Raw genomic sequence first — 25208 nt, forward strand, 5'->3', positions numbered from 1 at the left:
GGCGTCAACAACCGATCTGCCCGGCACCGGCAGCGACGCCGAACGGGAGGGGTTTATGAAACGGATCATCGCCTTTATGCTGGCATTGCCCCTGATCGGACTGACGCCGGCCCAGGCGGCGACGGCGGAGCGCAAGCCGTTCGGCACGCTGCGCGACGGCCGTGCGGTCGAGGCAATAACTCTGTCTAACGCCAAGGGCATGCGGGCCACCGTCCTCAACTATGGCGCGATCCTCCAGTCGGTAATGGTCCCTGATCGGGCAGGCCGGTCGGAGGAGGTGACGCTCGGCTATAATGACATGCAGGGCTATCTAGAGAAGCCCAATTATTTCGGCGCGACCGTCGGCCGCTATGCCAATCGCATCAAGGCGGGTAGCTTCTCGATCGACGGGCGGCAGTACAAGCTGGCGCTGAACAACAACGGCAATGCGCTGCACGGCGGACCGCTGGGCTATGACAAGAGGCTGTGGACGGTCGAGAAGGTGACCGACGGCCCCACCGCCAGCGTGGTGATGCGCTATGTCAGCGCCGATGGCGAGGAGGGCTATCCCGGCAAGCTGACCGTCACCGCGACCTATTCGCTGGACGAGGACAATGCGCTGACCGTCGAGTACAGCGCGACGACGGACCGGCCGACGATCGTCAACATCACCAATCACAGCTTCTTCAACCTGGGCGGCGAAGCGTCGCAGCGCAGCATCTATGATCATTATCTGACCATCCCCGCCGATGCGACGACCCCGGTCGACGCCTCGCTGATCCCGACCGGCGAGATCCGCCCGGTCGAGGGGACGCCGTTCGATTTCCGCCGCCCGACCCGCATCGGCGAGCGGATCCGCGACGGGCGCGATCCCCAGATCGTCTTCGGCCAGGGTTATGACGAGAATTTCGTGATCGCCCGCGACGTGTCGAAGGCGCCGCGACTTCATGCCCGTGTCGAGGATGCGACCACCGGCCGCGTGCTCGACATCCTGTCGAACCAGCCCGGGGTCCAGCTCTACACCGGCAACTTCCTCGACGGCAGCGCAGTCGGCCGCTCGGGCCATGCCTATCGCCAGGGCGACGGGCTGGCACTCGAGCCGCAGGTGTTTCCGGATACGCCCAACCAGCCCGTCTTCGGCTCGGCACGGCTCGACCGCGGCCAGACCTATCGCAACATCATCATCTATCGCTTCTCGACCACCGCCCCGCGGAATTGAGCGCGTTTCCAAGGCCCGACAATGACCGATTCCGTACCGCCGAAACTGCGCAGCCGCGCCTGGTTCGACAATCCCGACAATATCGACATGACCGCGCTCTATCTCGAGCGTTATCTGAACTTCGGGCTGAGCCTGGATGAGCTGCGCTCGGGCAAGCCGGTGATCGGCATCGCCCAGACCGGATCGGACCTCAGCCCGTGCAACCGCCATCACCTGGTGCTGGCCGAACGCGTGCGCGAGGGCATTCGCGAGGCGGGCGGCATCGCGCTGCAATTCCCGGTGCATCCGATCCAGGAAACCGGCAAGCGGCCGACGGCCGGGCTCGACCGCAACCTGGCCTATCTCGGGCTGGTCGAGCTGCTCTACGGCTATCCGCTGGACGGCGTCGTGCTGACGACCGGGTGCGACAAGACCACCCCCGCCTGCCTGATGGCGGCGGCGACGGTGAACCTGCCGGCGATCGCCCTGTCGGTCGGTCCGATGCTGAACGGCTGGCACCGCGGCGAGCGCACCGGATCGGGCACGATCGTGTGGAAGGCGCGCGAGATGCTGGCGGCAGGCGAGATCGATGACGAAGGCTTCATCAAGCTCGTCAGTTCGTCGGCGCCATCGACCGGCTATTGCAACACGATGGGCACGGCGACGACAATGAACAGCCTGGCCGAGGCGCTGGGCATGATGCTGCCCGGCTCGGCCGCGATCCCGGCCCCCTATCGCGACCGCCAGGAAGTCGCCTATCGCACCGGCAAGCGGATCGTGGAGATGGTGGCGGAGGACCTGAAGCCGTCCGACATCCTGACGCGCGAGGCGTTCCTGAACGCGATCGTCGTGAATTCGGCGATCGGCGGATCGACCAATGCGCCGATCCATCTCAACGCGATCGCCCGGCATATCGGCGTGCCGCTCGACGTCACCGACTGGGCGGAACATGGCCACGACATCCCGTTGCTGGTCAATCTCCAGCCGGCGGGCGAGTATCTGGGCGAGGATTATTACCGCGCCGGCGGCGTGCCTGCGGTCGTCGCGCAGTTGATGCAGCGCGGGCTGATCGCCGGCGACGCACTGACCGTGAACGGCCGCACCATCGGTGAGAATTGCGGCCGCGCGCAGATCGAAGACGAGGCGGTGATCCGCCCAATCGACCGCCCGCTGTCCGAGGCGTCGGGTTTCCTGGTGCTGAGCGGCAATCTGTTCGACGCGGCGATCATGAAGACCAGCGTGATCGGCGCGGAGTTCCGCGAACGCTATCTGTCCGACCCCGCCGATCCGAACGCATTCGAGGGGCCGGTGGTCGTGTTCGACGGACCCGAGGATTATCATGCCCGGATCGACGATCCCGCCGTCGGGATCACCGACCGCACGCTGCTGGTGATGCGCGGCGCGGGGCCGATCGGCTATCCGGGCGCGGCCGAGGTCGTGAACATGCGCCCGCCCGCCTATCTGATCCGCCAGGGCGTGCATTCGCTGCCCTGCCTGGGCGACGGACGCCAGTCGGGCACCTCGGCATCACCGTCGATCCTGAACGCCGCCCCCGAAGCCGCGGCGATGGGCGGCCTCGCCCTGCTTCGCAGCGGCGACCGGGTCCGCGTCGACCTGACCCGCGGCACCGTCGACCTGCTGATCGATGCCGGGGAACTGGCGGCCCGGCGCGACGCCCTGAAGGCCGAAGGCGGCTATCCCTATCCGCCGGCCCAGACCCCCTGGCAGCAGATCCAGCGTGCGCTGGTCGGCCAGCTCGATACCGGCGCGATCTTGGAAGGATCGGAGGCGTTCCAGCGGATCGCCCAGACCCGGGGCCTGCCGCGGGATAATCACTGAGGCGCGCGGGCAAGCGCCGATTAGACTAACCGTCTCGCGAGAGCCGGACCCAACCCACCCCTGCCCCCTTCCTTCCAGGGAGGGGAACCCGCGATACCCACTCGCGCTAGCCTACTCCCCTCCCTGGAAGGGAGGGGCTGGGGTTGGGTCGGCCAAGGAAGAAGCGCATCGGCGAGCCATGCGCATCAATCCCCTCCTGCCGCCGGGAGGAGAGAAATCTTCACTTCTTCCGATCGAGATACCCATGCATCCGCAGCCAGCTGGCATAGGCTTCGAACCAGCCGGTGCTGGTCGTGGTCTTGGGATACATGCCGAAGCCATGCCCGCCCTGTTCGTACAGGTGGAATTCGACCGGACGCTTGGCGGTCTTCCAACTTTCGATCAGGCCGAAGCCGCTATTGGCGAAGAACGGGTCGTCCGCGGCCAGCGCGACGAAGGCGGGCGGCGCATCGGCCGGCACGGTGACAGAGCCGAGCGGGCCATAGATCAGGCCGATAAAGGCGGGCTTCGCATCCTGCCCGGCCAGGGTCGTCGCCAGCGTCAGCATCGCGCCCGCGGAAAAGCCGACCATGCCGATGCGGTCGGGATCGACATGCCATTCGCCTGCCCGCTTGCGGATCAGCGTGAAGGCGGCGCGGGCGTCGGCGATCTGCGGGGCGAGGCCGGCGATGGCCTGCTCGGGATTCATCCGCGGCGCGGTACGAGCGGTGCCGGAGAACATCTCGCGCATCGACTGTTCGAAGGCAGGCATCTCGCGCGGGGTCTGGTTGAGACGGTATTTCAGGACGAAGGCGGCGACGCCCTTGGCCGCCAGCGCACGCGCCACGTCCCAGCCCTCATTCTCCATCGACAGCGTGCGGAAGCCGCCGCCGGGGGTGACGATCACCGCTGCGCCCGTCGCCTTCGCCGGATCGGGCAGGAACGGGGTCAGCGTCGCGACGGTGACGTTGCGGGTGAAGACGCTGCCATATTGGCTGTGCCACGCCTCGGGCGCGGTCGCGCCGGGCAGCGGGCCGGTGCCGAGTTCGATCGCCCCTGGCTGGGCGGGCGTGGCGATCGGGGTCATCCGGTCGTTCTGCGCCAGCGCCGGCGCAGCCAGCGCGACTGCGCCCGCCATGCCGATCATCCCCAGCCAGCGGCCGATCCGTCCGCCGCGCGCACGCGGCCTGCCTTGCGACAAGCGCTTCACATCTCTCTCCCTCGTCCAGCCGAATCGTTGTCCGGCACGACTATTTAGACGGAGTATTAATCGCGCTGCAACCGCACTCGGGAGAGGATTGCGTCGGAAATGGCGCAGAGGGAGTCGTCTCGTGGCAGGATTGAGTAGGATTAATTCACCGCGGGTCCGGTCGGATAGCGATAGAGGCTGTGATGGGTCAGGATGAACAGCGTCCTGCCGTCGCTGCCGCCGAAGATCAGCTGGAGCGGCCGCTCGGGCACATCGATGCGGCGGACCAGCGCGCCTGAGGGGTCGTAGACGAAGATCTGGCCGTTCGCGACGTAGAGACTGCCGTCGGGATGCCGCGCGACGCTCTCGCCACCACGGTCCGCGACGACCTTCAGGTCGGTGACCGCGCCGCCAGCGCCGACCATGCCGCTATAGGTCCGGTTCTCCGACCCGTTGGTCAGCACGACGCGCTCGCCGGGGCGGGCGGTGACCAGGCCATAGGCGTCGAGCGTATCCGACCAGCGCCAGCCCTGGTGATCGTCCGGCCCCTGGTTCCAGACGCGGAAGGCAGGCAGCACCAGCGATCCGTCGGGCGAGACATATTCACGCGGCTTGGCCGTGCCCATGGCGCGAGTGAAGAAGTCGGCGATCGGCGGATATTCATAGGTTGCGGGATCGATCCGGTCGGCGAACTCGCCATTGGCCCACATATTGCCAGGCAGCGCGGTGAGCGCGCCGGAGCGGCGCCGGGTAGGCGTCGGCTCGATCACGGTGACCTCGGCGGGCGCCGACGGATCGATGCTGTAGACGGTCGCGTCATGACCGGCCGAGGACAGCACCATCAGCCGGCCCGACTTGTCTACCGCCAGGCTGACGGGATCGAGTGGCGCGTCGGCCAGGATCGACAGGCCTTCCTTTTCCGACCAGCCATGGATGCGGTGGAAGAAGCGGTCGACGAAATAGAGCTTGCCGCGCGCATCCACCGCCGCGCCGGCGATCGAATAGAAGCCGTCGGCCAGTTTCTCGACCCCTGCCGTCGTCGGGACAGCGGTGCGAGTGGCGGGCACTGCTCCGATCTCGAGCCGGGCGAACTCGCGCTCGCGCACTTCCTGCCCGCCGGTCATGTCCTTGATCGCATTCTCGAACGGATATTTGCTGGCGCGCAGATAGGTGCCGCAGCCCTTGTCGTCGCAGCTGGCAAAGCCGCTCTCGCCATTCACATGGACGTTGCGAAAGCGGATATCGCTCGAATTGTAGAGCTTCACCGCCGCGTCCATCGGCTTGATCGTCCGGGTGACGCGGTAGCCATGATAATTGGCGAACAGGATGTTGCGCGAGTTGCGGATTTCGGTCGAGACCGCGTTGACGCCGTCGCGCACCTCCTGCTCGGTCTGGGGCGCGTGGAACTCCCAGTTCTCGACATTCTCCAGGACGATCTCGACCCGGTAATGATGCTCGGCCGACAGTTCATAGACCTGGCCGGGCGTCTTGGTGTTCGACACGTAGAAGCCGGCCGAGGCGAGCGTGTTGGGCGACCAGATCGCGGCGAAGGTGCCGCCGCCGCCATCGGTGACCCAGATGCTGGGATGCTGGCCGTCGAAGCGCGCGCGCGGGTCGCCATAGCCGATCGGGCTGCCCTTGGTCAGCACGGTGCCGCCGCCGCCCTGGATCTTCACATCATTGACCATCGACGCCTCGCCCGCGCGCCACAGCAGGGCGGTCGCTCGCGGATTGACCCCGCCGGTCCACAGGCCGAGGCCCGAGACGATCGCGTTTCCGCCCTTCGAGCTGCGGATCATCGCCTTGGCGCTGCCGACGCCGGCATAGGCGGGGGCATTGTCGGGCAGATAGACATGGGTGAGGCTCGGGTGCAGCGCGATCAGCACCGTGTCGGGGCGCAGCGTCAGCGTGTCGGTCACGCGGTAGCGGCCCATCGGCAGATAGAGGACGCGGTGGGTGTCGATCGCGCGCTGCAGTGCCTTCGTATCGTCGGTCTCGTCGTCGCCCTTCACGCCCAGGTCGCGGACATTGACCCAGTCGCGCACCGGCGGCAGCGCGGCGATGGCCGGCTTGCGCCGCGGCGGCATGCGGGTCAGCGGCGCCATCGCCACATCGGTCGCGAAGGTCCCCGGAGTGCCCAGCCCCGGCAGCTTCAGGCCATAGGAGAAATCGATGACGCGGTAGTGGCGGCCCTGCCCAGGGACGGTGCGGCCACTGTCGCGGAAGCGCGCGAAAATCGGGGTGTTGCTGGCCAGCGCATTGGCGAAGCCGATCTGGGTGAAGACGCTGCCCTCGTTCGAGATCACCACGCCCGCCTTCGAGACATTCTCGAACCGGACATCCTTGCCCCACAGCGAATCCGAATAGCCGCGATCGATCTCGATCCCGACCGGCACGTCGCGGATCGCGATATTGATCAGCGTGAGGCGCGCCTCATGCTCGCGGATCGCCGCGTCGCGCTGTCCGATGAATTCGGAATCGATCAGGGTGAACTGCCACGCAGGCGAGGTCTTCTCGGTCAGGATGCCGTAGCGCCCGCCATAGAAGCGCAGATTCTCGCACTCGTTGCCCGCCTGGTAGATGCCGGCCAGGCCCGAGCCGAGATGGAAGTCGACATGGCGCAGGAAGCCGTGCTGCGCGACGCGGAACCGCACCGCGACGGCGCCTTCATTGCCGTTGCCGATCTCGAAATCGACGTTCGACAGCGCCGAATAGAAGGTGCTCGACGTCGCGTCGAAAATGTCGGGATTTGCCGGCACGCTGGTGGGCGGCGGCACCGCCACCTTGCCGACGCGATACTGGTCCTCCCCAGTGAAGGACAGCATCGCGGCGATGCCCTTGTCATAGCCGGGCGTCGCATCGCCCAGCACGATCACCGGCCGCGTCGCGCCGAAGCCGAAGATGCGCACTGCCGAGCGGACGAAGATCGTGCGGCTGATCCGGTAGCGTCCCGCGGGGAGGAAGACGACGCCGCCCTTCCCGCCGCTCGTCGTCGCGGCCGCGTCGATCGCCTGCTGCAGCGCGGCGCTGTCGTCGGTCCGGCCGTCGCCCGCGCCCTTCACGACGATCGCGCGCGGATCCTCCGGCCGGGTGAGATAGACCGAGGTCGAGGCTGCGGCCGCGGGCAACGGGCACAGCAGCAGCGTCAGGACGAACACCCAGAACGGCTTCATCTTCTCTCTCCCCCGGGAGGATCCGGCAATGACGGGTGACGCGGCGGACCGCGCCGGGAATTCAGGACAGCGGGTGTGCCATCGCCTCGGCCGCGATCGCGACCTGGGTGCGGTTACGCACGTTGAGCTTGCGCATCAGCGCGGTCATGTGCGCCTTCACCGTCGCCTCGGCGATGCCGAGTTCATAGGCGATCTGCTTGTTGAGCTGACCCGAATGGACGCCGCGCATCACCTTCATCTGGGTGGGCGTCAGTCGCACCGGCCGGCCGCCGATCTCGATCGCCTGCGGCATCTCGGTCGAGACGGCCGCCTTGCGGCTTGCTTGCTGGACAGTCACCTTCATCGATCCTCTCCCCGAGGCGCATGGCTGCATGTCGTCGGATCGACGCTGCGGCGCCATCCGGTGTCCGTGCTCCGCCTTCGGAATCGGTCGGACAGGTTTTTATATGTTCAGCATCCGCCCGCCCTGACAAGCATTTTTTGTTGCCGCAATGTAAAAACCTGTCCTACAGATCTCACCGATTTCAGTGCTTTCCAATAAAAGTCTAGGTTTTCAGGCGAGGACAACGATGTCAGCATTGACGCGTCGCGGCGCTGCCCGGAGGACGATATGACCGGCGGCGACATCAGACTGATCCTTGCCGCCCTGGCCGGCATCATCCTTGCCATCGTCATGATCGTCCGCGGCAGGCTCCACCCGTTCATCGGGCTGCTGTGCGGCGCCTTCGCGGTCGGTCTGCTCGCCGGACTGCCGCTCGCCGAGACGGCCAAGGCAGTTCAGAAGGGCGTGGGCGATATCGTCGGCGGCACCGGGCTGGTCGTGGCGCTGGGCCTGTCGCTCGGTGCGATGCTGCATCTGTCGGGCGCGGCCGCCTCGCTCGCCACCGGCGCGCTGCGGCTGACCGGGCCGAAGGCGGCGCCCTGGGCGACGCTGGGAATCGCGATCGTCATCGGCCTGCCGCTGTTCTTCGAAACCGGGCTGGTGCTGCTGCTGCCGATCGTCGTCGCCGCGGCCAAGGCGATGCCAGATGACGGCGACCGCGACGCGACCAAGCTGCGCCTGATCATGCCCGCGCTTGCGGGCCTGGGCGTCGTCCATGCGCTGGTGCCGCCGCATCCCGGCCCGCTGCTGGCGGTCGAGGCGCTGAACGCCAGCCTGGGGCTGACGATGCTCTATGGCATCCTGATCGCCATTCCGATCGCGATCCTGGCCGGCCCCGTGCTCGCGAAGTTCGTCACGCCGGGGATCAAGCTGACCGAGCCGGTGATGAGCGAGACCGTCGTCGATCTGGCGCCGCCGCCGCGCGCCGTCTCGCTGTTCATCGTCCTGCTGCCGATCGTGCTGATCGCGTCGGGCGAGATGGCGAAGCTAATTCCGGGCCTGAACGGGGTAGGATTACTTGCAGCTGCAAGTAATCCTGTGCTCGCTCTGCTGATCACGAACCTGCTCGCGCTGCCTCTGCTGTTCGGCCGGCGGCTGAGCGAGGCGACGATCCAGGATGCGATCTGGTTCGAGACGATGGGAGCGGCCGGCGCGATCCTGCTCGCGATCGGGGCAGGCGGCGCGCTGAAGCAGGTGCTGGTCAGCGCCGGCCTGTCCGACCTGCTGGCGCGGCTGGTGATGATGTACTCGATCTCGCCGCTGCTGCTTGGCTGGCTGGTTGCGGTCGGCATCCGCCTGGCGGCGGGATCGGCGACGGTCGCGACGATCACCGCGGTCGGCATCATGCCCGGCGTCGTCGCCGCATCGGGCGCATCGCCCGAGCTGGTGGTGCTCGCGATCGGCGCCGGATCGGTGTTCTTCAGCCATGTGAACGACCCCGGCTTCTGGCTGGTGAAGGGCTATATGGGCACCAGCACCGCGGACACGTTCCGCACCTGGTCGGTGCTGGAGACGGTGATCTCGGTCGCCGGACTCGCCTTGGTCGTGGGGCTCAGCTACATTGTCTGAGACGCGGCTCCGGACGCGCAGCGGGGGAAAGAGGGGCGCGATGCAGGAGGGCAGGCTCGCCGATCGCGCCTATACGGCGATCGTCGGGATCATCAACGAGGACGATCTGGAACCGGGCGACCGCCTGCCGTCCGAAGCGCGGCTGGGCGAGTTGTTCGGCATGTCGCGCGCGATCATCCGCGAGGCGCTGGTCCGGCTGGCCGCCGACGGGATCACCGAGGCGCGGCGCGGCGCAGGGTCCTATGTGAAGCGCCGCCCCTCGGCACGGCTGGGATCGCATGTGCCGATGGACGGGCTGGCGGCGACGCTAGGCACCTATGAGGTGCGATTCGTGCTCGAGGCCGAGGCCGCGCGGCTGGCGGCGCAGCGCCGATCGCACGAGCAGATGGACGCGATCGATGCCGCGCTGGAGGGCCTGCGGTCGGCGCTCCTGTCCAGCGCGCCGGCGCATGATGAGGACTGGCTGCTGCATCGTGCGATCGCCGAGGCGACGGGCAACAGCGCGTTCATCTCGACCTTCGACCATCTGCAGCATGACGTGATGGGCATCCTGCGCGCGGGGGTCGACATCTCGCGGTCCCGGCCGCCCGAAGTGATCGGGTCGATGATGGACGAGCATGATGCGATCGTCGACGCGATCCGGGCTCAGGACGGCGACGGCGCGGCGCTGGCGATGCGCTGGCACCTGTCGCAGGGGCGCAAGCGGCTGATGCCCTGAGCGGCGATCAGCCGACCAGCTGCGCCTGCGCCCAGGACAGCACTTCGTTGCCCAGCGCCTCGACCGGCCGATAGCATTCGAGCACGAGCGCACGTTCGTCCGGACCGGGCCGCTCCAGCGTCGCGAACTGGCTGTCGAGCAGTCCTGGCGCCATGAAGTGGCCCGATCGCGCCTCCAGCCGCGCGGCGACGTCGCCGCGGTCGCCATCGAGCAACACGAACAGCAGCGGCGCGCCGGCAGCGCGTTCGAGCCGGCGGCGATAGCTGCGCTTTAGCGCCGAGCAGGCGGCGACACCGATCCCGCGCTCGCGCACCGCAGCGCCGATCGCCGCGCCCAGCCGGTCGAGCCATGGCCAGCGATCCTCGTCGTCCAGCGCCTGGCCCGCGCGCATCTTGGCAATGCTCTCGCTCGCGTGAAACGAATCGCCCTCCAGCGCGGGCACGCCAAGCCGCCCGGCGAGATGATCGGCCAGCGTCGACTTGCCGCAGCCGCTGACACCCATCGCGACGATCCCGCATGCGGGCAACCCGAGCTTGTTGAGCTGTGCTTGCACGTCTTCCCCTGGCCTCGTCAGATGTGCTGAATGTTCGCAGCGGACGGCTTTGGCCATTGCGACCTTTGTCTCGGTCGCCGTGCCCCGCCGGTCCGCGTATCGGCGAGACTCCGCAGAGGCAGGATCCGGAGGGACAGCATGATCGGCAGGACGGGATTGCTCATCGCCGCATGGATTCTGGCAATCACCTTGCCGGCTGCGCAAGCCGAGGCGCAGACTAGCCCCGCCGAGCGCCGATCGGTCTCCGCCTTCGAGCGTGCGCCCGACGATCCTGCGGCCGTCACCGCCAAGGCTGTCGGGGACGGGGTCGCCGACGACAGCGACGCGCTCCAGCGCGCCATCGATTCGGCCGCGGCGAAGCCCGGCGGCGGGATCGTCTTCCTGCCCTCGGGCCGATACCGGATCACGCGAACCCTGTTCATGTGGCCGGGCGTGCGGCTGTTCGGCACCGGCCGTTCGCGGCCCGTGTTCCACCTCGCTCCCTCGACTCCCGGTTTCCAGCGCGGCGTGGGCAGCATGATCTTCTTTACCGGCAACCAGCCCGGCGCTGCGGCCCCCGGCCCGGGCGGCACGGCGATGCGCGGCCCCGTCCCGGTGCCGCCGCCGACCAGTGTGCCGTTTCGCGCGGACATTGCCGACGCCAATTCGGGCACCTTCTATTCGGCAATGGCCAATGTCGATTTCGAGATCGGCGAGGGCAATCCTGCCGCGACCGCGGTCAGATTCCACACCGCGCAGCACGCCTATCTCAGCCATATCGACTTCCGGCTCGGCTCGGCGCTGGCGGGCATCTATCAGGTCGGCAATCTCGGCATGGACCTGCGCTTTTTCGGCGGCCGCTATGGCATCCTGACCGAGAAGCCGTCGCCGGCCTGGCCCTATACGCTGCTCGATTCGGAATTTATCGGCCAGCGCGATGCGGCGATCCGCGAGCATGAGGCGGGCCTGACTTTGGTCAACACCGTCTTTCGCAACGTGCCGGTCGGGATCGAGATCGACCGCGGCTATGGCGACTGGCTGTGGGGCAAGGATGTACGGTTCGAGAATGTATCCCAGGCCGGCGTCATCATCAGCAACGAGGGCAACAGCTACACCCAGGTCGGCTTCGACAATGCGGTGGCGACCGGCACGCCGGTGTTCGCGCGCTTTCGCGAGAGCGGCCGCACCGTCTCCGGCCCTGCCCCGCGCTACCGGGTGCGCGAGTTCACCTATGGCCTGACGCTGGCCGGGCTGGGCCAGACCGGCAGCTTCGCCACCCGCATGGATGCAGCGCCGCTCTCGGCACTCCCGAAGCGGCGCGCCGCGGCGATCCGGTCCTTCCCCGCGGTGGCGACCTGGACCAATGTCCGCGATCTCGGTGCCAAGGGCGACGACACGACCGACGATACCGCCGCGATCCAGCGGGCGATCGACACGCACCGCGTGCTTTACTTCCCGGCCGGCTTCTACCGGGTCAGCGACACGCTGAAGCTGAAGCCCGACACGGTGCTGATCGGCCTGCATCCCAGCCGTACCCAGATCCTGCTGGCGGACGACACGCCAGCCTTTCGCGGCGTCGGCCCGGCCAAGGCGCTGATCGAGAGCGCGCGGGGCGGCGACGCGATCGTCACCGGGCTGGGGCTGTACAGCGGCGGCATCAATCCGCGGGCGACCGCCCTGCTGTGGCGCGCCGGTGAGCGATCGCTGGTGGACGACGTCAAGTTCCAGGGCGGCCACGGTACCAATGCCGCAGATGGCAGTCGGGTCGATCCATATAATGCGAACCACACCGCCGACAGCGACCCGCGCAAGCGCTGGGACGGGCAATATGCCAGCTTGTGGGTGACCGATGGCGGCGGCGGCACCTTCAACGGCCTGTGGACGCCGAACACCTTCGCCCAGGCGGGCCTCTATGTCTCCGACACCAGCACGCCGGGCTTCGTCTACCAGATGTCGGCCGAGCATCATCTGCGCGCCGAGATCGTGCTCGACCGGGTCCGCAACTGGGAGTTCCTGGCGCCGCAGACCGAGGAGGAAGCCGGCGAGAGCCGCAATGCGGTGGCGCTGGAGGTGCGCAACTCGAGCAACATCCTGTTCGCCAATTTCCACGGCTACCGCGTCACCCGCTCGCTCCAGCCCGCGCCCGCCGCGGTCACGCTCTACGGCTCGCGCGACATCCGTTTCCGCAACGTCCATGTGAATGCCGAGAGCGGCTTCGCGACCTGCGATGCCAATGGCTGCGGCACCTATCTGCGCGCTAGCAAATTTCCGTACGCCAATGCGATTCGCGACGTGACGCGCGGGCTGGACGTGCGCGAGCGCGAATTCGCGGTGCTCGACGTGACCGATGCGCCCGCCCCGCCCGTGGCCGCGCCGCTGGCGCCGGTGCAATTGCTTGCCCAGGGCTTCTACTCGATCGGCGGCGGCGCCACTGACGCGTCAGGAAACCTCTATTTCATCGACCGCCAGTTCCACCGCATCCATGGCTGGAGCGAGCGCGGCGGCCTGTCGATCGTCGCCGACGCGCCGCTGGACCCGGTGAACCTGGCGGTGGACGGATCGGGCAACCTGCTGGTGCTGTCGTCCGACGGGCCCGAGGCCACGGTCTATTCGATCCGGCCGGACAAGCCCGCCGACGTCACGCTGATCGCGCCGGCGCGTGTGGCCGAACGCCGCGGCGCGCGCGTCGCCATTCCGGCCAGCTTCTGGAACAATGGCGAATTCCGCGATCAATATGATCCCGCCACCGGCCGTTTCACCACGCTGGCGGAGATGTTCGCGCGCGACATGGCAGTGCCCAAGACGCGCAGCTATGTCTCGCCCGACGGCAGCCTGGTCCTGCCCGCCTTCCGCGTATGGCAGCAGGGCCCGGCCAATCACCTGGGCTGGCGCTTCTCCGATACGCTCGACACCTATGGCTGGATGACGGGCAAGGTCGGCGAGCGGATCTACATCGCCAACGGCTCGGAGAACCGGACCTATAGCGGCCTGCTGGGGGCTGGCGGCGCGGTGACCGATCTCAAGCCCTTCGCGCCGCGCGGGGGCGAGAGCGTCGCGGTGGGTCCCGACGGCCGCGTCTATGTCGCGAACGGCCAGATCTTCGTTTACGCGCCCGACGGCAGCGAGGTCGGGCGACTCGACGTGCCCGACCGTCCGCTGCAGCTCGTCTTCGGCGGTGCCGATGGGCGCACATTGTTCATCCTTACTCATCACGCACTCTATTCGGCGCGCCCCTGACACGATCCGGCCCCGGCATCTGCGACGATGGTCGTAGATGTTGAGGACCGACGGATCGGCTAAATGATCTCGGCCATGACAGACCGCCGATCGACGGCGGCATTCGAAATGATGAGAGGGGATGGAAAATGACCGTTTTTTCCGCTGATCGCCGCCTGCGGGCGTCGCTGCATGTTAGCGCTACCAGTATTGCCGCGCTCGCCGCGGTGCTCGCATTCTCGCCGGCTGCCGCCCAGACCGCACCGTCGGCTCCACCGCCCGCGCCGGTCCAGGATGCACCGGTCACCGTCGACCAGAGCGAGACCGCAGCACCCGACCAGCAGGTGTCGAGCGACATCGTAGTCACCGGATCGCGCATCGTGTCGAGCGGGTTCAACGCCCCGACCCCGACCACCACGGTCAGCAGCGAGGACCTGCAGCAGGTCGCCGCGCCGAACATCTTCAATGCGATCACGATCCTTCCCTCGCTCCAGGGCTCGACGGGCGCCGCGACCGGCACGTTCAGCACCTCGAGCGGCCAGCAGGGCCTCAGTTCCTTCTCGCTGCGCGGCCTGGGCGCGCTGCGCACGCTGACGTTGCTGGACGGCCAGCGCGTCGTCGGTGCGAACGTCACCGGCGTTCCCGACATCAGCATGTTCCCGCAGCTGCTGGTCACCCGCGTCGACGTGGTGAATGGCGGCGCATCAGCCTCCTATGGCTCGGACGCGGTCGGCGGCGTGGTGAACTTCATCACCGACACGCGCTTTGTCGGGTTCAAGGCGAACGGCCAGCTGGGCATCACCACCTATGGTGACGACAAGCAGGCGCAGTTCCAGGCAGCCTGGGGCACGGCGCTGCTCGACGACCGCCTGCATGTGATCCTGAGCGGCGAGTTCGACCATCAGGGCGGCGTGGGCGCCGGCGATTTCGGCACCGACCTGGCCGGCAGCCGCGACTGGTACCGGGCGACGACCCTGGTCAACACCGGCCAGACCAACAATGGCCGGCCGCAATTCCAGTATCGCGACTATGCGCAGCCCTATCAGTATGCCCGCTACGGCCTGATCAACAACGGACCGCTGCAGGGAATCGCGTTCGACCAGAACGGCCAGCCGTTCAACTTCAACTATGGGTCGGGTGGCGTACCGAACGGCGCAGGCGGAGTGACCGGCTGCTTCCCGGGCAACAGCTTCTGCGTCGGCGGCGACCTGTCGGGCGCACCGGGCAGCGGCGCATCGCTCAAGTCGGCGCTGGAACGGATCAACGGTTTCGGCCGGATCGGCTTCGACTTCGCGCAGGACAATGAGGTCTATTTCACCGTCAACGTCGCGCAGGTGACGACCAACAACCAGCCGAGCCCAGGCTATAACCGCGCCAGCCTGACGGTCCAGTGCAGCAACCCCTATCTGCCGCAGCTGGTGCGCGACCGCTGCGTCACCGCCAACATCACCTCGTTCGGCTTCGGATCGAGCAACGCCAACTTCCCCGACCCGCATGTCTATACCGACCGTCGCCAGTATCGCTTCGTCGGCGGGTTGAAGGGCAAGTTCGACGTCGGCGGGTCGGCCTGGCGCTACGACGCCTATTACCAGCACGGCATCACCATCTCCGACATCAATGTCGAGGATATCGTGCTGCAGAACCGCTATGTGGCGGCGACCAATGCGATCACGCTGAATGGCGCGATCGTGTGCGCCGATGCCGCAGCGCGGGCGGCAGGGTGCCAGCCGATCAACATCTTCGGCGGGACCCCGCCCTCGGCCGCAGCGCTCGCCTATGTCACGCCGGAGAATGGCCCGTTCCAGCACACCAAGCTGACCCAGGACGTGGCCAGCGTCAATTTCTCGGGCGAGCCGGTCAACCTGTGGGCCGGTCCGCTGTCGGTGGCGTTCGGTGGCGAGTATCGCCATGAATATTACCGGGTGAACGCCGACCCCTATGGCGCCGGCGTCAGCGCGATCAGCCCGAACGGCCCCGACTATCCCGCCGACCCGCTGCTGAACTCGGCACAGGGCAGCAACTGGGCGGCCGGCAACTACAAGAACGGCAGCGGCGCCTATGACGTGTACGAAGGCTATCTCGAGCTCGACGTCCCGCTGTTCAAGGGGGACGGGATCGGCCGCGCGAACCTGAACGGCGCAGCCCGCGTTACCCATTACAGCACTTCGGGCACGGTCTGGACGTGGAAGGTCGGCGGCACCTGGGACACGCCGCTGGACGGCATCCGGCTGCGCGCAGTGACCTCGCGCGACGTCCGCGCGCCGAACCTGTCGGAACTCTATGCCGCGCCGACGGTGACGACTTTGCCCAACTTCAACGACCCGTTCCGCAACGTCGCGGTCCAGGCATTCCAGAACACGGTCGGCAACCCGAACCTGAAGCCCGAATCGGCGCGTAACACCGAACTCGGCATCGTGCTGTCGCGTCCGTCGTGGCTGCCGGGCCTGAGCCTGTCGTTCGACTATTACAATATCCAGCTGGACGGCGTGGTCTCGACCCTGTCGGCGCAGCAGATCGTCCAGTTCTGCTTCGATGGTAACCAGGCTTTCTGCGGCGGGTTCGAGCTGAACAGCCCGCAGCAGGGCGGCAATTTCATCAACGTCCAGCCGTTCAACCTGGCATCGTGGAAGACCAGCGGGTTCGACATCGAGGCGAGCTATCAATGGGTCCGGCCGCTCGGCCTGCCCGGCAGCTTCACCGTTCGCGCGCTGGGCACCCATGTCCGCGAATTCCTGGTCAATGCCGGCATCGCCGGGGTCGACACGGTCGACCAGGCGGGCGCCAATAACGGCGCGACGCCCGACTGGAAGTGGCTGGCGATGCAGACCTATTCCAACGATACCTTCACGCTGACGCTGCAGCAGCGCTGGTTCAGCGACGGGACGTTCGGCAATCAATATGTCGTCTGCCAGACCGGATGCCCGGCATCGACCGGCAACCATCCGACCATCGACTATAACACGATGAAGGGCGCCTTCTATTTCGACGTGGGCGGCAGCGTGAACCTGACCCGCAACGTGACGTCGTTCTTCAAGGTCGACAATGTGTTCGACCATGACCCGGCAGCGGCACCGCAGACCAACACCGGTCTGGACGTCAACCCGGCGCTCTACGACACGCTGGGCCGCACCTATCGCGTGGGCGTCCGCATGAAGTTCTGATCCCCGACTTCAACTCCCCCTTGGGTTGGCGGCATGGCCGTTCCCCGACCCGGCTCCCGCGGAGCCGAGCGATCGAGGAACCCCATCTCGCCAGCCCATTTTTTTGCGTGTATCTCGGGGTCGGTAGCTGTCCGACAAAAGAGCAGCTTGATTGAAGTAACAGTGTAACATATCAGCAGCGCGAATGACGAGCAGACGGCCTTGCAGTGATCGGCGCCAGCGGATCGGCGATGACCGGCACGAGCGTGCCGGATCGGCACGGCCGCAGCTGGCTGCCCGCTGGCATGCGCTGCTGCTCGTCCTGCTGCTGTCGCTGTCGTGGCAGACCGTGGTGCTCGGCACCCACCGGCACCTGCCGACGGGCACCAGCTGGACGCTGGCAGCCAATGGCAAGACCGCCGATACGTCCGACAAACAGGCACCTGTAGACCAGCCCGCCGGCTGCGCGATCTGTGCCGAGCTGGCGTCCGGCGGCGCCTATCTGGTCCCGACCGCGGCCTTACTGGCCGCACCGACGATCGAACCCTTTCATTTCGCACCGTCGCGCCTGACCGCGCTTGCCCTGCCGGCGCCCGAACGCGGCTGGCAGAGCCGCGCACCCCCGCTCCGCTCCCAGGCCTGAGGACTCGTCAACTCGCAGAACGGGCGTGCTCATGCGCCTGCGCGAGCGAGTCCTTGTTCCCTCTGCGATTTCAAGGTTCCTGGAGCATCTGTTCATGCGTCATCTGTTTCTGCTGAGCGCCGCCACCGTCGCGCTCGCCCTCCCCGCCGTCGCCTATGCCGCCGGCCCCGACTCCCCACCCGCCGACCGCACCGCAACCGCGCCTGCGTCGACCGATCCCGCCGATGCGCCCGCCGACGGACAGGATGCCCCGGTCGGGCGCGGCAACGAGATCATCGTCACCGGCCTGCTCAACCAGAGCGAGAAGGATGTGCTGTCGGGCACCTCGGTCCTGTCGGGCGAGGAACTGACCCGCGACCTGCGGCCGAGCATCGGCGAGACGCTGGCGCACCAGCCCGGCGTCTCGGCGACCTCGTTCGGCCCCAGCGCCTCGCGCCCCGTGCTGCGCGGGTTCCAGGGCGAGCGGATCCGCGTGCTGACCGACGGCATCGGGTCGATCGACGTGTCGAACACCTCGGTCGACCATGCGGTGGTGATCAACCCGCTGCTGGCCGAGCGAGTCGAGGTGCTGCGCGGTCCGGCGTCCTTGCTCTATGGATCCTCGGCGATCGGCGGCGTCGTCAACGTCATCGACACGCGCATTCCGCGCAGCGTGCCCGAGAATGGCTATCGCCTGAACGCAATCGGCACCTATGGATCGGCAGCCAATGAGCGCTCTATCGGAGCCGCGGGCGACGTGGCGGTAACCGACAAGATCGTGCTGCACGCCGACGGGTCGTATCTGAAGAGCGACGACCTCGACATTGGCGGCTATGTGCTGACGCCCCAGGCGCGCGCCCAGGCGCTGGCGGCGGCCGCGGGTCCGACCACCCCGGACGATCCCGACTTTGCCGCCGCCGCCGCGCTGCGCGGCACGCTGCCCAACAGCTTCGCCAAGACGTGGACGGCGGGCGTCGGCGCGTCGATCATCACCGACACGGGCAGCCTCGGCATTTCGTACAGCCATTATGACAGCTTCTACGGCGTGCCGATCCGCTATGCGCTCGCCTCGGGCGAGGAGCAGGAGGCACCGCGCCTGAGCCTGCTCCAGAACCGGTTCGACCTTCGCGGCGAAGTGGATACCGGCGGCGGCTTCCTCGATCAGATCCGCGTCCGTGCCGGCTATGCCAATTACCGGCATTTCGAGCTGGAAGAGGACGGGTCGGTCGGCACGGCCTTCTACAACAAGGGGATTGAAGGCCGGCTGGAACTGGTCCAGGCCAATCGCGGCGGCTGGACCGGCGCGTCGGGCGTGCAGTTCTTCAACCGCGACTTCAACGTCGTCGGTGATGAGGCCTTCCTGCCGAAGAACACCACCCAGCAGGTCGGCTTCTTCACCCTGCAGCAGCTCGATCTGGGCGCGCTGCGCGCCGAGGGCGGGCTGCGCTACGAGATCACCGATCAGGAAGCCAATCCGGTCAATGGCGACCTGCGTTTCTTCTCGGGCAAGCGCAATTTCAATGCGCTGTCGGGATCGGCGGGCCTGTCCTATGCGCTGGCGGACGGCGTGCGGGTGGGCGTGAACCTCTCGCGGACCGAACGTGCCCCGTCGGCCGAGGAACTGTTCGCGCGCGGCGGCCATGCCGGCACGCAGAGCTGGGAACTGGGCAACCCGAATTTCGGGCTTGAGAAATCCTGGGGCCTGGAGGGCACGCTGCACGTCCACAAGGATGCCTTCAGTATCGACGCGTCGGCCTATTATAACTGGTTCTCCAACTACATCTCCGAGAACCAGGTCGATCCGTCGATCTGCCAGGCGGCAGCGGCGCCCAGCGGCCGCGACGTCGATCTGCCCTGCTTCCAGTTCCAGCAGGCGGCGGCGCGCTATTACGGGTTCGAGGCCGACGCCTCGCTGCGCGTCGCGCGGATCGGCAGCACCACGATCAACGTCGACGCGCTTGGCGATTATGTCCATGCCAATATCGTCGACCTGAGCCCCGCGCCGCGCATTCCGCCGGCACGCGTGCTGGGCGGGATCGAGGCGCAGTCGGACCGGTTCACCGCCCGGGCGGAGGTCGAGCATGTGTTCGAGCAGGACCGTATCGCCGCGTTCGAGACGCCGACCGACGATTATACGCTGGTCAACGCGTCGATCGGGTTCCGGCCGATCCCGGGCAACCAGAAGATCTCGCTGCTGCTGAGCGCAAACAACATCTTCGATGTCGATGCGCGGCGTCATTCGAGCTTCCTGAAGGACTTCGCGCCGCTGGCCGGACGCGACCTGCGGGCGACGATCAGGCTGGGCTTCTAGTCCTGCGGACGGGAGCGGCGGCCGATCCCCGGCCGCCGCTCCCCGAAACGTCGAGAGCGCGCATGATCGAGGAACGGCATCGGGCCGAGGGCCCATCGTGCCCGGGCGGGCGGCGTGCGCGCCGCCCGGCGGGAAGATTGAACGAGATGATCCTGGATATCATTCGCCAGTCGGGCCGGCCGATCCGGGTGATCGAGATCCGCTCGATACTGGGGGCGCAAGGCGAGGAGATCACCCCCAGCCTGGTGTTCCGCGCGCTGGGCCAGTTGTCCGAGCGCGGTGCGATCCAGAAGGTCGAACTGGCGCGCGGCTATGTCGCTGGCACCGGGGCGCCGCGGATCGCGACGGTCTGCGAGATGTGCGGCGATGTCTCGCTGATCGCGTGCGATGCGGCATTCGCAGCGCTCGAAGAACTCGCCGGCCAGCACGGGCTTGCCGGCCGGCGGTTCGTCATCGAGGTGCCCGGCCGCTGTGCCGCATGTGCGGCGACGGCGGGCGACCCCGCGTGAGCGTTAGGCGCGCTTGAGCTGCTTCACCGCGTGGTCCGCCGCGCGGGTGGTCAGCGCCATGAAGGTCAGCGACGGATTGACGCACGATACCGACGCCATCTGCGCACCGTCGGTGACGTAGAGGTTGGAGGCGTCATGCGCCTGGCTCCAGCCGTTCAGCACTGACGAGCGCGGATCGGCGCCCATGCGCGCGCCGCCCATCTCGTGGATCGCGTCACCCGGAACATGCGCGCCTTCCCAGCTGCGGACATTGGTCAGCCCGGCCTTGCGCAGCATCTCCTCGCCCTGAACCTTCGCGTCGGCCATCATCTTCAGCTCGTTGTCGCGGAAGCGGACGTCGAACCGCATCAGCGGAACGCCGAACCGGTCGACCTTGCTGGCATGCAGCGAGACGCTGTTGTCCTTGTAGGGCAGGCATTCGCCGAACGCGCCCATGCTGAACTTCCACGGGCCATAATTCCGCATCCCGTGCTTCATCGATGCGCCGAAGCCGACCGGCGCCGCGGGTTCGCGACGGGCGCTGCCCTGATAGCCATAGCCGCGCTTGAACCCGACGCCTTCCTCGCCGCCGATGTTGCGGAAGCGCGGGACATAGACGCCGCCGGGGCGCCGGCCATATTCGATATATTCGCTCATGCCCGGGATCTCGCCCTCCACGCCGACGCGGAAGATGTGATCCATGACGAAGCGGCCCAGCGTGCCGCTGGAGTCGAAATGGCTGCGCTCGCTGCCCGGTGCGCGCGAGTTCATCAGGATCTGGGTCGACGCCATTGCCGAGGCGCACAGGAAGACGAGGTCGGCATTGACCACCTGCGCCTGGCCCGTCTTGGCATTGACGTAGCGCACGCCGGTGACGCGCTTCTTGGCCGCGTCATATTCGAGGTTGGTGACCACCGCGTCCGACTGAAGCGTCAGGCGACCGGTCGCGCGTGCCGCCGGCAGCGTGACCGCCTGGGTCGAGAAATAGGCACCGAACGAACAGCCATTGCCGCACTGGTTGCGGTACTGGCACTTGGTCCGGTTCTGGTCGGGCTTGTCCTCGGTCATGTTGGACAGGCGGGTGTTGATCAGCTTGCGGCCCGGAAACTCGGTTTCCAGACGCTGCTTCAGCCACTTCTCCGCGATGTTCATCGGCATCGGCGGCTGGAATTCGCTGTCGGGCAGATAGGGCAGATTCTCGCGCGAGCCCGAGACGCCGATATATTTCTCGACATAGCTGTACCAGGGCGCGAGATCGTCATAGCCGATCGGCCAGACGCCATCGATGCCCTCGCGCTTGTTCGCGTCGAAATCCTCGGGCGCCCAGCGGAAGCTCCACCGGCCCCAGATCAGCGACTTGCCGCCGACCGCGCCGGGACGGATCCAGTAGAATTTGCTGCCCTCGTCATAGGCATAGGGATTCAGCCGGTCGTCATTGTAGAAGCCGCGGTTGCTCGGCTGGACATAGCCGAACTTGGCGATGAAATAATCGCTCTCCATCAGCGGCTTGGGCATGACGTTGCGCGCCGGCACCTCATAGGCGGGCTTGCCGTCATAGGGATAGTCCTCGCCATGCTCGACCATCACGCCGCGGTCGAGCATCAGGACGCGAAGGCCCTTCTCGGTCAGTTCCTTCGCGGCGAAGCCGCCGCTGACGCCCGATCCGATGACGATCGCGTCGAACCTGTTGGTCGCTGCCATGTTCTTGTCCTCTCCCGGCGGGCGTTCAGTAGTTCAGCGCGCGCAGCGTCTGGAAGCTGGTGGTGATGTCGGGCAGATAGGGCGCGGGCGCCTGGTCGTTCTCGACATAGAAGTGGCGGACGCCGGCGCTTCCCTTGAGCTTGAACAGCGCGGCGAAGTCGGTCTTGCCCGCACCCACCGCGGCCATGCTGCCATCGGCGCGCATATCCTTGACGTGATAGGCGTAGAGGCGGCTGCCGAGACGGTCGATCAGCGCGGCGACATTTTCGCCCGCGCGCTCGGCCCAGTAGAGGTCGAGTTCGATCTTCACCAGCGCCGGATCGGTCACCTTCAGGAAGCGCTCGTACAGGCTGACGCCGCCGGGCTTCAACGTGAACTCGAAGTCGTGATTGTGATAGGCAAAGCCCAGCCCGGCCTTTTTCAGGTCGGTTGCGAACCGGTTGAAGTTCGGCAGCGCGGCCTCCCAACCCTGTTCGGTGCGATGCGGGTCGGTCATATAGGGCAGCACGACCGTGTCGGCGCCCAGCGTCTTGGCCATCTGGACCGACTTGTCGAACTGGCCGAGCAGCGCGTCATAGCCGATATGCACCGACGGTGCGCGCAGGCCGAGGCGGTCCATCGTCTTGCGCAGCAGGGCATGGTCCATGGCGTCATAGCCGCCACCGCCATATTCGACCTCGCGATAGCCGATCGCGGCGACCTGCTCGAGCGTCTTGATCGGATCCTTCGAGAACAGGTCGCGGACCGTGTAGAGCTGGAGACCGATCGCCTTGAGCTTCGCGGCGAAGGCGGGGCGATCGAGCAGGGCGAGGGCGGCGACGCCACCGGCGCCGGCGAGCAACATACGGCGGTTGATCATGCGCTGTAGACCTTGTTGACCTGGGAATAGGGGAAGGCGCCGTTATATTCGCCCGGCACCGGCAGATATTCGCGTTCCTGGGTGATGCCGATCTCCGACGTGTAATAGCCGGTGATCACCATCTGGCGGAACGCCTCGAAGAAGACCTTGCCCGAGGGCAGTTCGCCGTTCATCGCCAGCGTGAGCAGCGCGTCCTGCTGCTCGGGCTTCGCCTTGACTGCGGCGACCTTGTAATCCTGCTGGCTGCGCGCCTCGATCGCGTCGAGGCCGGCGAGGATCGGGACGCGATCGGCGGGTGCCGACCAGTCGGCCAGCAGCTTCTCGATATAGGCGGGGACGCCCGCAGCGATCGCGCCGGGTGTATCGGTGGTCGGGATAACCCGCTCGCTCAGCGCGGTCACCAGCGCGCGCTGCGCATCGGTGAACACGGCGGCGCTGGGCGGGCCGTCGCTGATGACGGGCACGCCCGCCGACTGGGCGACGCCGGCAGCGCGGGCGATCGGGGCGAAGATCCCCGCGCCGAACATGGCGACGACGCCGGCAAGTGCAGTTCTACGGTCGATCACTTGGCCCCTCCAAGATCTTGGGCGATTGCGGTTTCGGGCAGCGGACGCACCCAGATGTTGCGAAACGATACGGGCGAATCATGATCCTGCAGCTGAATGGGTGCTGCATCGCCATGCGCCTTGTAGCTGGCGACCTGGCGCCAGATGGTGGTGCCGAGCATCGCCTGGTGGTTCTGGACCAGCACGCCGTTGAGGAAGGCGGTGATATAGGCCGGGCGGACCAGCGATCCGTCGGCGGCGAAGCGGGGCCGTTCGAAGATCACGTCATAGCTTTGCCATTCGCCCGGACGGCGCGCGGCATTGGCCAGCGGCGGCTTCCAGCCATAAACCGCGCCGACGGTGCCATCGGCATAAGTCGGGTTCTGATAGCCGTCGAGGATCTGGATCTCGTAGCGCTGCATGAACCAGATGCCGCTGTTGCCGCGATCCTGCGAGCTCTTGGTCGGCGGGTTGGGCGAGCGAAATTCGAGGTGGAGCTGGAGGTCGCCGAAGCTCTGCTTCGTCACCAGGTTATTGTCCTTGCCGCCGACCCGCGGCGGCACGGTGAAGGCGCCGTCCTTCACCGGCCACAGTCCGCCATCGGCCGTCCACGCGTCGAGCGACGTCCCGTCGAACAGGACGATCGCGTCGGACGGCGCGCCGCCCGGCTGGGCCGAGGGGGTCACGACCGGCGGTGCGGGCCGATCGGCGTCATGGACGCGCCAGGTGCCGCCCGGCAGCATCGGCGTGTCCTTGAACCCGGGCTTGTCCTGCGCGGCGGCGGGTGCCGCCATGCCCAGCAGCAGCGCGCCCGCCGCGCCCGCCAGAATGCGGATGTCCGTCATGCTTCCGCTCCCTTGTCGATGGCGCGATAGGCGGCGACCAGCCGTTCCTCCCCCGCACGCCCCTTGACCGAATTGCCATGTTCCATGCCGATCACGCCGGTATAGCGCCGGGCGCGCAGCCATTTCACTATCGTGGCATAGTTGATTTCGCCCGATCCGGGCTCGTTGCGGCCGGGATTGTCGCCGAACTGAAGATAGCCGATCTCGCTCCAGCACATATCGAGCACGGGGATCAGATTCCCCGACTGGATCTGCTCGTGATAGAGATCGGCGAGGATCTTGACCGCCGGGCTGTTGGCGCCGCGCGCGACGGCATAGCCCTGGGCGATGCTCTGCATATAGACGCCGGGATGATCGGTACGGGTGTTGAGCGGCTCCATCACCATCGCGATGCCGTGCGGGGCGATGATCTCGCCGGCGCGGCGCATCACGTCGATCACCCGCGCGGTCTGGATGTCCACCGGCACCTTGCGGTCGAGAAAGCCGGTGACCACGGTCATGCGCGCGGCGTTGAGCCGCTTGGCAACCTCGACCGAAGTGCGGACGTCGGCCAGGAACGCCTCGCGGTCAGCATCGTCATTCGCGCCGAGCAGCGGACGCGACTGGGCCCATTTCGGCATGCTGGCGACGAACACGCCCATCGTCATGCCGCGGTCGGACAGCGCCTTCGCCATGCGCGTCTGATCCGCCACCGGGCGATTGCGAGCCTCGTTATCCTCCCAGGCGGTGAAACCCTGGTCGGCGGCATAGGCGATCTGCTCGATCAGGCCGCCGCGGCTGGCGAAGCTGCCCTCGTGCGGCGCGAAGCCGAGCGAGAAACGCGCCTGATTCGCCCCGGCGCCCTGCGCCGCAGCCATGCCGGCCGCCAGCGGCGCGACCGCCCCGGCGGCCAGAACGGTGCGACGCGAGAGCGTCATGCCGCG

The 25208-nt window shown here is 67.2% G+C and carries 18 protein-coding genes; 9 read left to right on the forward strand and 9 right to left on the reverse strand.

The genetic code is table 11. The features are described 5' to 3' along the window. The first annotated feature begins 55 nt into the window (after positions 1-55). Together ACZ1H8_RS07605 and ACZ1H8_RS07610 are read left to right on the forward strand one after the other, a co-directional pair. Positions 56-1198 (forward strand): aldose epimerase family protein, encoded by a 1143-nt coding sequence (locus ACZ1H8_RS07605; protein ID WP_465180728.1) that lies wholly within the window; start codon positions 56-58, stop codon positions 1196-1198. A 21-nt stretch (positions 1199-1219) separates the two neighbouring features. Further along, positions 1220-3016: an IlvD/Edd family dehydratase gene (locus tag ACZ1H8_RS07610; protein ID WP_465180729.1), complete on the forward strand. Its 1797-nt coding sequence runs from the start codon at positions 1220-1222 to the stop codon at positions 3014-3016. 220 nt (positions 3017-3236) lie between these two features. On the opposite strand, the gene ACZ1H8_RS07615 is transcribed toward ACZ1H8_RS07610, so the two are convergent. The 3 genes from ACZ1H8_RS07615 to ACZ1H8_RS07625 all read right to left on the reverse strand — a co-directional run bounded on the left by ACZ1H8_RS07615 (position 3237) and on the right by ACZ1H8_RS07625 (position 7649). Beyond that, positions 3237-4142, reverse strand: a complete 906-nt coding sequence (locus ACZ1H8_RS07615; RefSeq protein ID WP_465181364.1) for an alpha/beta hydrolase — start codon at positions 4140-4142, stop codon at positions 3237-3239. Between the two features lie 203 nt (positions 4143-4345). Continuing rightward, complete coding sequence (locus ACZ1H8_RS07620; RefSeq protein ID WP_110152072.1) at positions 4346-7357, reverse strand: glycosyl hydrolase family 28-related protein; 3012 nt, start codon at positions 7355-7357, stop codon at positions 4346-4348. 61 nt (positions 7358-7418) lie between these two features. Continuing rightward, the gene (locus ACZ1H8_RS07625) at positions 7419-7649 is read right to left on the reverse strand and encodes a helix-turn-helix domain-containing protein (RefSeq protein WP_110152103.1); all 231 of its coding nucleotides are present in this window, start codon (positions 7647-7649) and stop codon (positions 7419-7421) included. Between the two features lie 318 nt (positions 7650-7967). Between ACZ1H8_RS07625 and ACZ1H8_RS07630 the strand changes: the two genes are divergently transcribed. Together ACZ1H8_RS07630 and ACZ1H8_RS07635 are read left to right on the forward strand one after the other, a co-directional pair. Then, entirely contained in the window at positions 7968-9308 is a 1341-nt protein-coding gene (locus tag ACZ1H8_RS07630; RefSeq protein ID WP_465180730.1) for a GntP family permease, read from the forward strand. Between the two features lie 40 nt (positions 9309-9348). Then, complete coding sequence (locus ACZ1H8_RS07635; RefSeq protein ID WP_465180731.1) at positions 9349-10026, forward strand: FadR/GntR family transcriptional regulator; 678 nt, start codon at positions 9349-9351, stop codon at positions 10024-10026. 7 nt (positions 10027-10033) lie between these two features. Here ACZ1H8_RS07635 and ACZ1H8_RS07640 read toward each other — a convergent pair whose 3' ends face one another. After that, positions 10034-10579 carry a gluconokinase gene (locus tag ACZ1H8_RS07640; protein ID WP_465180732.1) on the reverse strand — a complete coding sequence of 182 codons (546 nt, stop codon included), beginning with the start codon at positions 10577-10579 and terminating at the stop codon, positions 10034-10036. Between the two features lie 138 nt (positions 10580-10717). Between ACZ1H8_RS07640 and ACZ1H8_RS07645 the strand changes: the two genes are divergently transcribed. The 5 genes from ACZ1H8_RS07645 (at position 10718) to ACZ1H8_RS07665 (ending at position 20356) form a co-directional block, all read left to right on the forward strand. Further along, entirely contained in the window at positions 10718-13795 is a 3078-nt protein-coding gene (locus ACZ1H8_RS07645) for a glycosyl hydrolase family 28-related protein (protein WP_465180733.1), read from the forward strand. 128 nt (positions 13796-13923) lie between these two features. Beyond that, positions 13924-16935: a TonB-dependent receptor plug domain-containing protein gene (locus ACZ1H8_RS07650; RefSeq protein ID WP_465180734.1), complete on the forward strand. Its 3012-nt coding sequence runs from the start codon at positions 13924-13926 to the stop codon at positions 16933-16935. A gap of 184 nt (positions 16936-17119) precedes the next feature. After that, positions 17120-17557, forward strand: coding sequence for a hypothetical protein (locus tag ACZ1H8_RS07655; protein WP_465180735.1), 438 nt, complete (start codon positions 17120-17122; stop codon positions 17555-17557). A 94-nt stretch (positions 17558-17651) separates the two neighbouring features. Further along, on the forward strand, positions 17652-19847 hold the full coding sequence (locus tag ACZ1H8_RS07660; RefSeq protein ID WP_465180736.1) for a TonB-dependent receptor: 2196 nt from the start codon (positions 17652-17654) through the stop codon (positions 19845-19847). 146 nt (positions 19848-19993) lie between these two features. Further along, positions 19994-20356 carry a transcriptional repressor gene (locus ACZ1H8_RS07665; protein WP_465180737.1) on the forward strand — a complete coding sequence of 121 codons (363 nt, stop codon included), beginning with the start codon at positions 19994-19996 and terminating at the stop codon, positions 20354-20356. A gap of 3 nt (positions 20357-20359) precedes the next feature. Here ACZ1H8_RS07665 and ACZ1H8_RS07670 read toward each other — a convergent pair whose 3' ends face one another. The 5 genes from ACZ1H8_RS07670 to ACZ1H8_RS07690 are packed head-to-tail and all read right to left on the reverse strand — an operon-like array spanning position 20360 to position 25202. Then, positions 20360-22036: a GMC family oxidoreductase gene (locus ACZ1H8_RS07670; RefSeq protein ID WP_465180738.1), complete on the reverse strand. Its 1677-nt coding sequence runs from the start codon at positions 22034-22036 to the stop codon at positions 20360-20362. Positions 22037-22061: 25 nt separating this feature from the next. Continuing rightward, positions 22062-22895: a sugar phosphate isomerase/epimerase family protein gene (locus tag ACZ1H8_RS07675; protein WP_465180739.1), complete on the reverse strand. Its 834-nt coding sequence runs from the start codon at positions 22893-22895 to the stop codon at positions 22062-22064. Beyond that, on the reverse strand, positions 22892-23461 hold the full coding sequence (locus ACZ1H8_RS07680; RefSeq protein WP_465180740.1) for a gluconate 2-dehydrogenase subunit 3 family protein: 570 nt from the start codon (positions 23459-23461) through the stop codon (positions 22892-22894). The genes ACZ1H8_RS07675 and ACZ1H8_RS07680 overlap by 4 nt, the downstream gene beginning before the upstream one ends. Next, positions 23458-24285: a 3-keto-disaccharide hydrolase gene (locus tag ACZ1H8_RS07685; protein ID WP_465180741.1), complete on the reverse strand. Its 828-nt coding sequence runs from the start codon at positions 24283-24285 to the stop codon at positions 23458-23460. Before ACZ1H8_RS07685 ends, ACZ1H8_RS07680 begins: the two co-directional genes overlap by 4 nt. Next, positions 24282-25202, reverse strand: coding sequence for a hydroxypyruvate isomerase family protein (locus tag ACZ1H8_RS07690; protein WP_465180742.1), 921 nt, complete (start codon positions 25200-25202; stop codon positions 24282-24284). Before ACZ1H8_RS07690 ends, ACZ1H8_RS07685 begins: the two co-directional genes overlap by 4 nt. Positions 25203-25208: the final 6 nt, after the last annotated feature.

The organism is Sphingomonas sp. BL-S-25 (assembly GCF_055521555.1).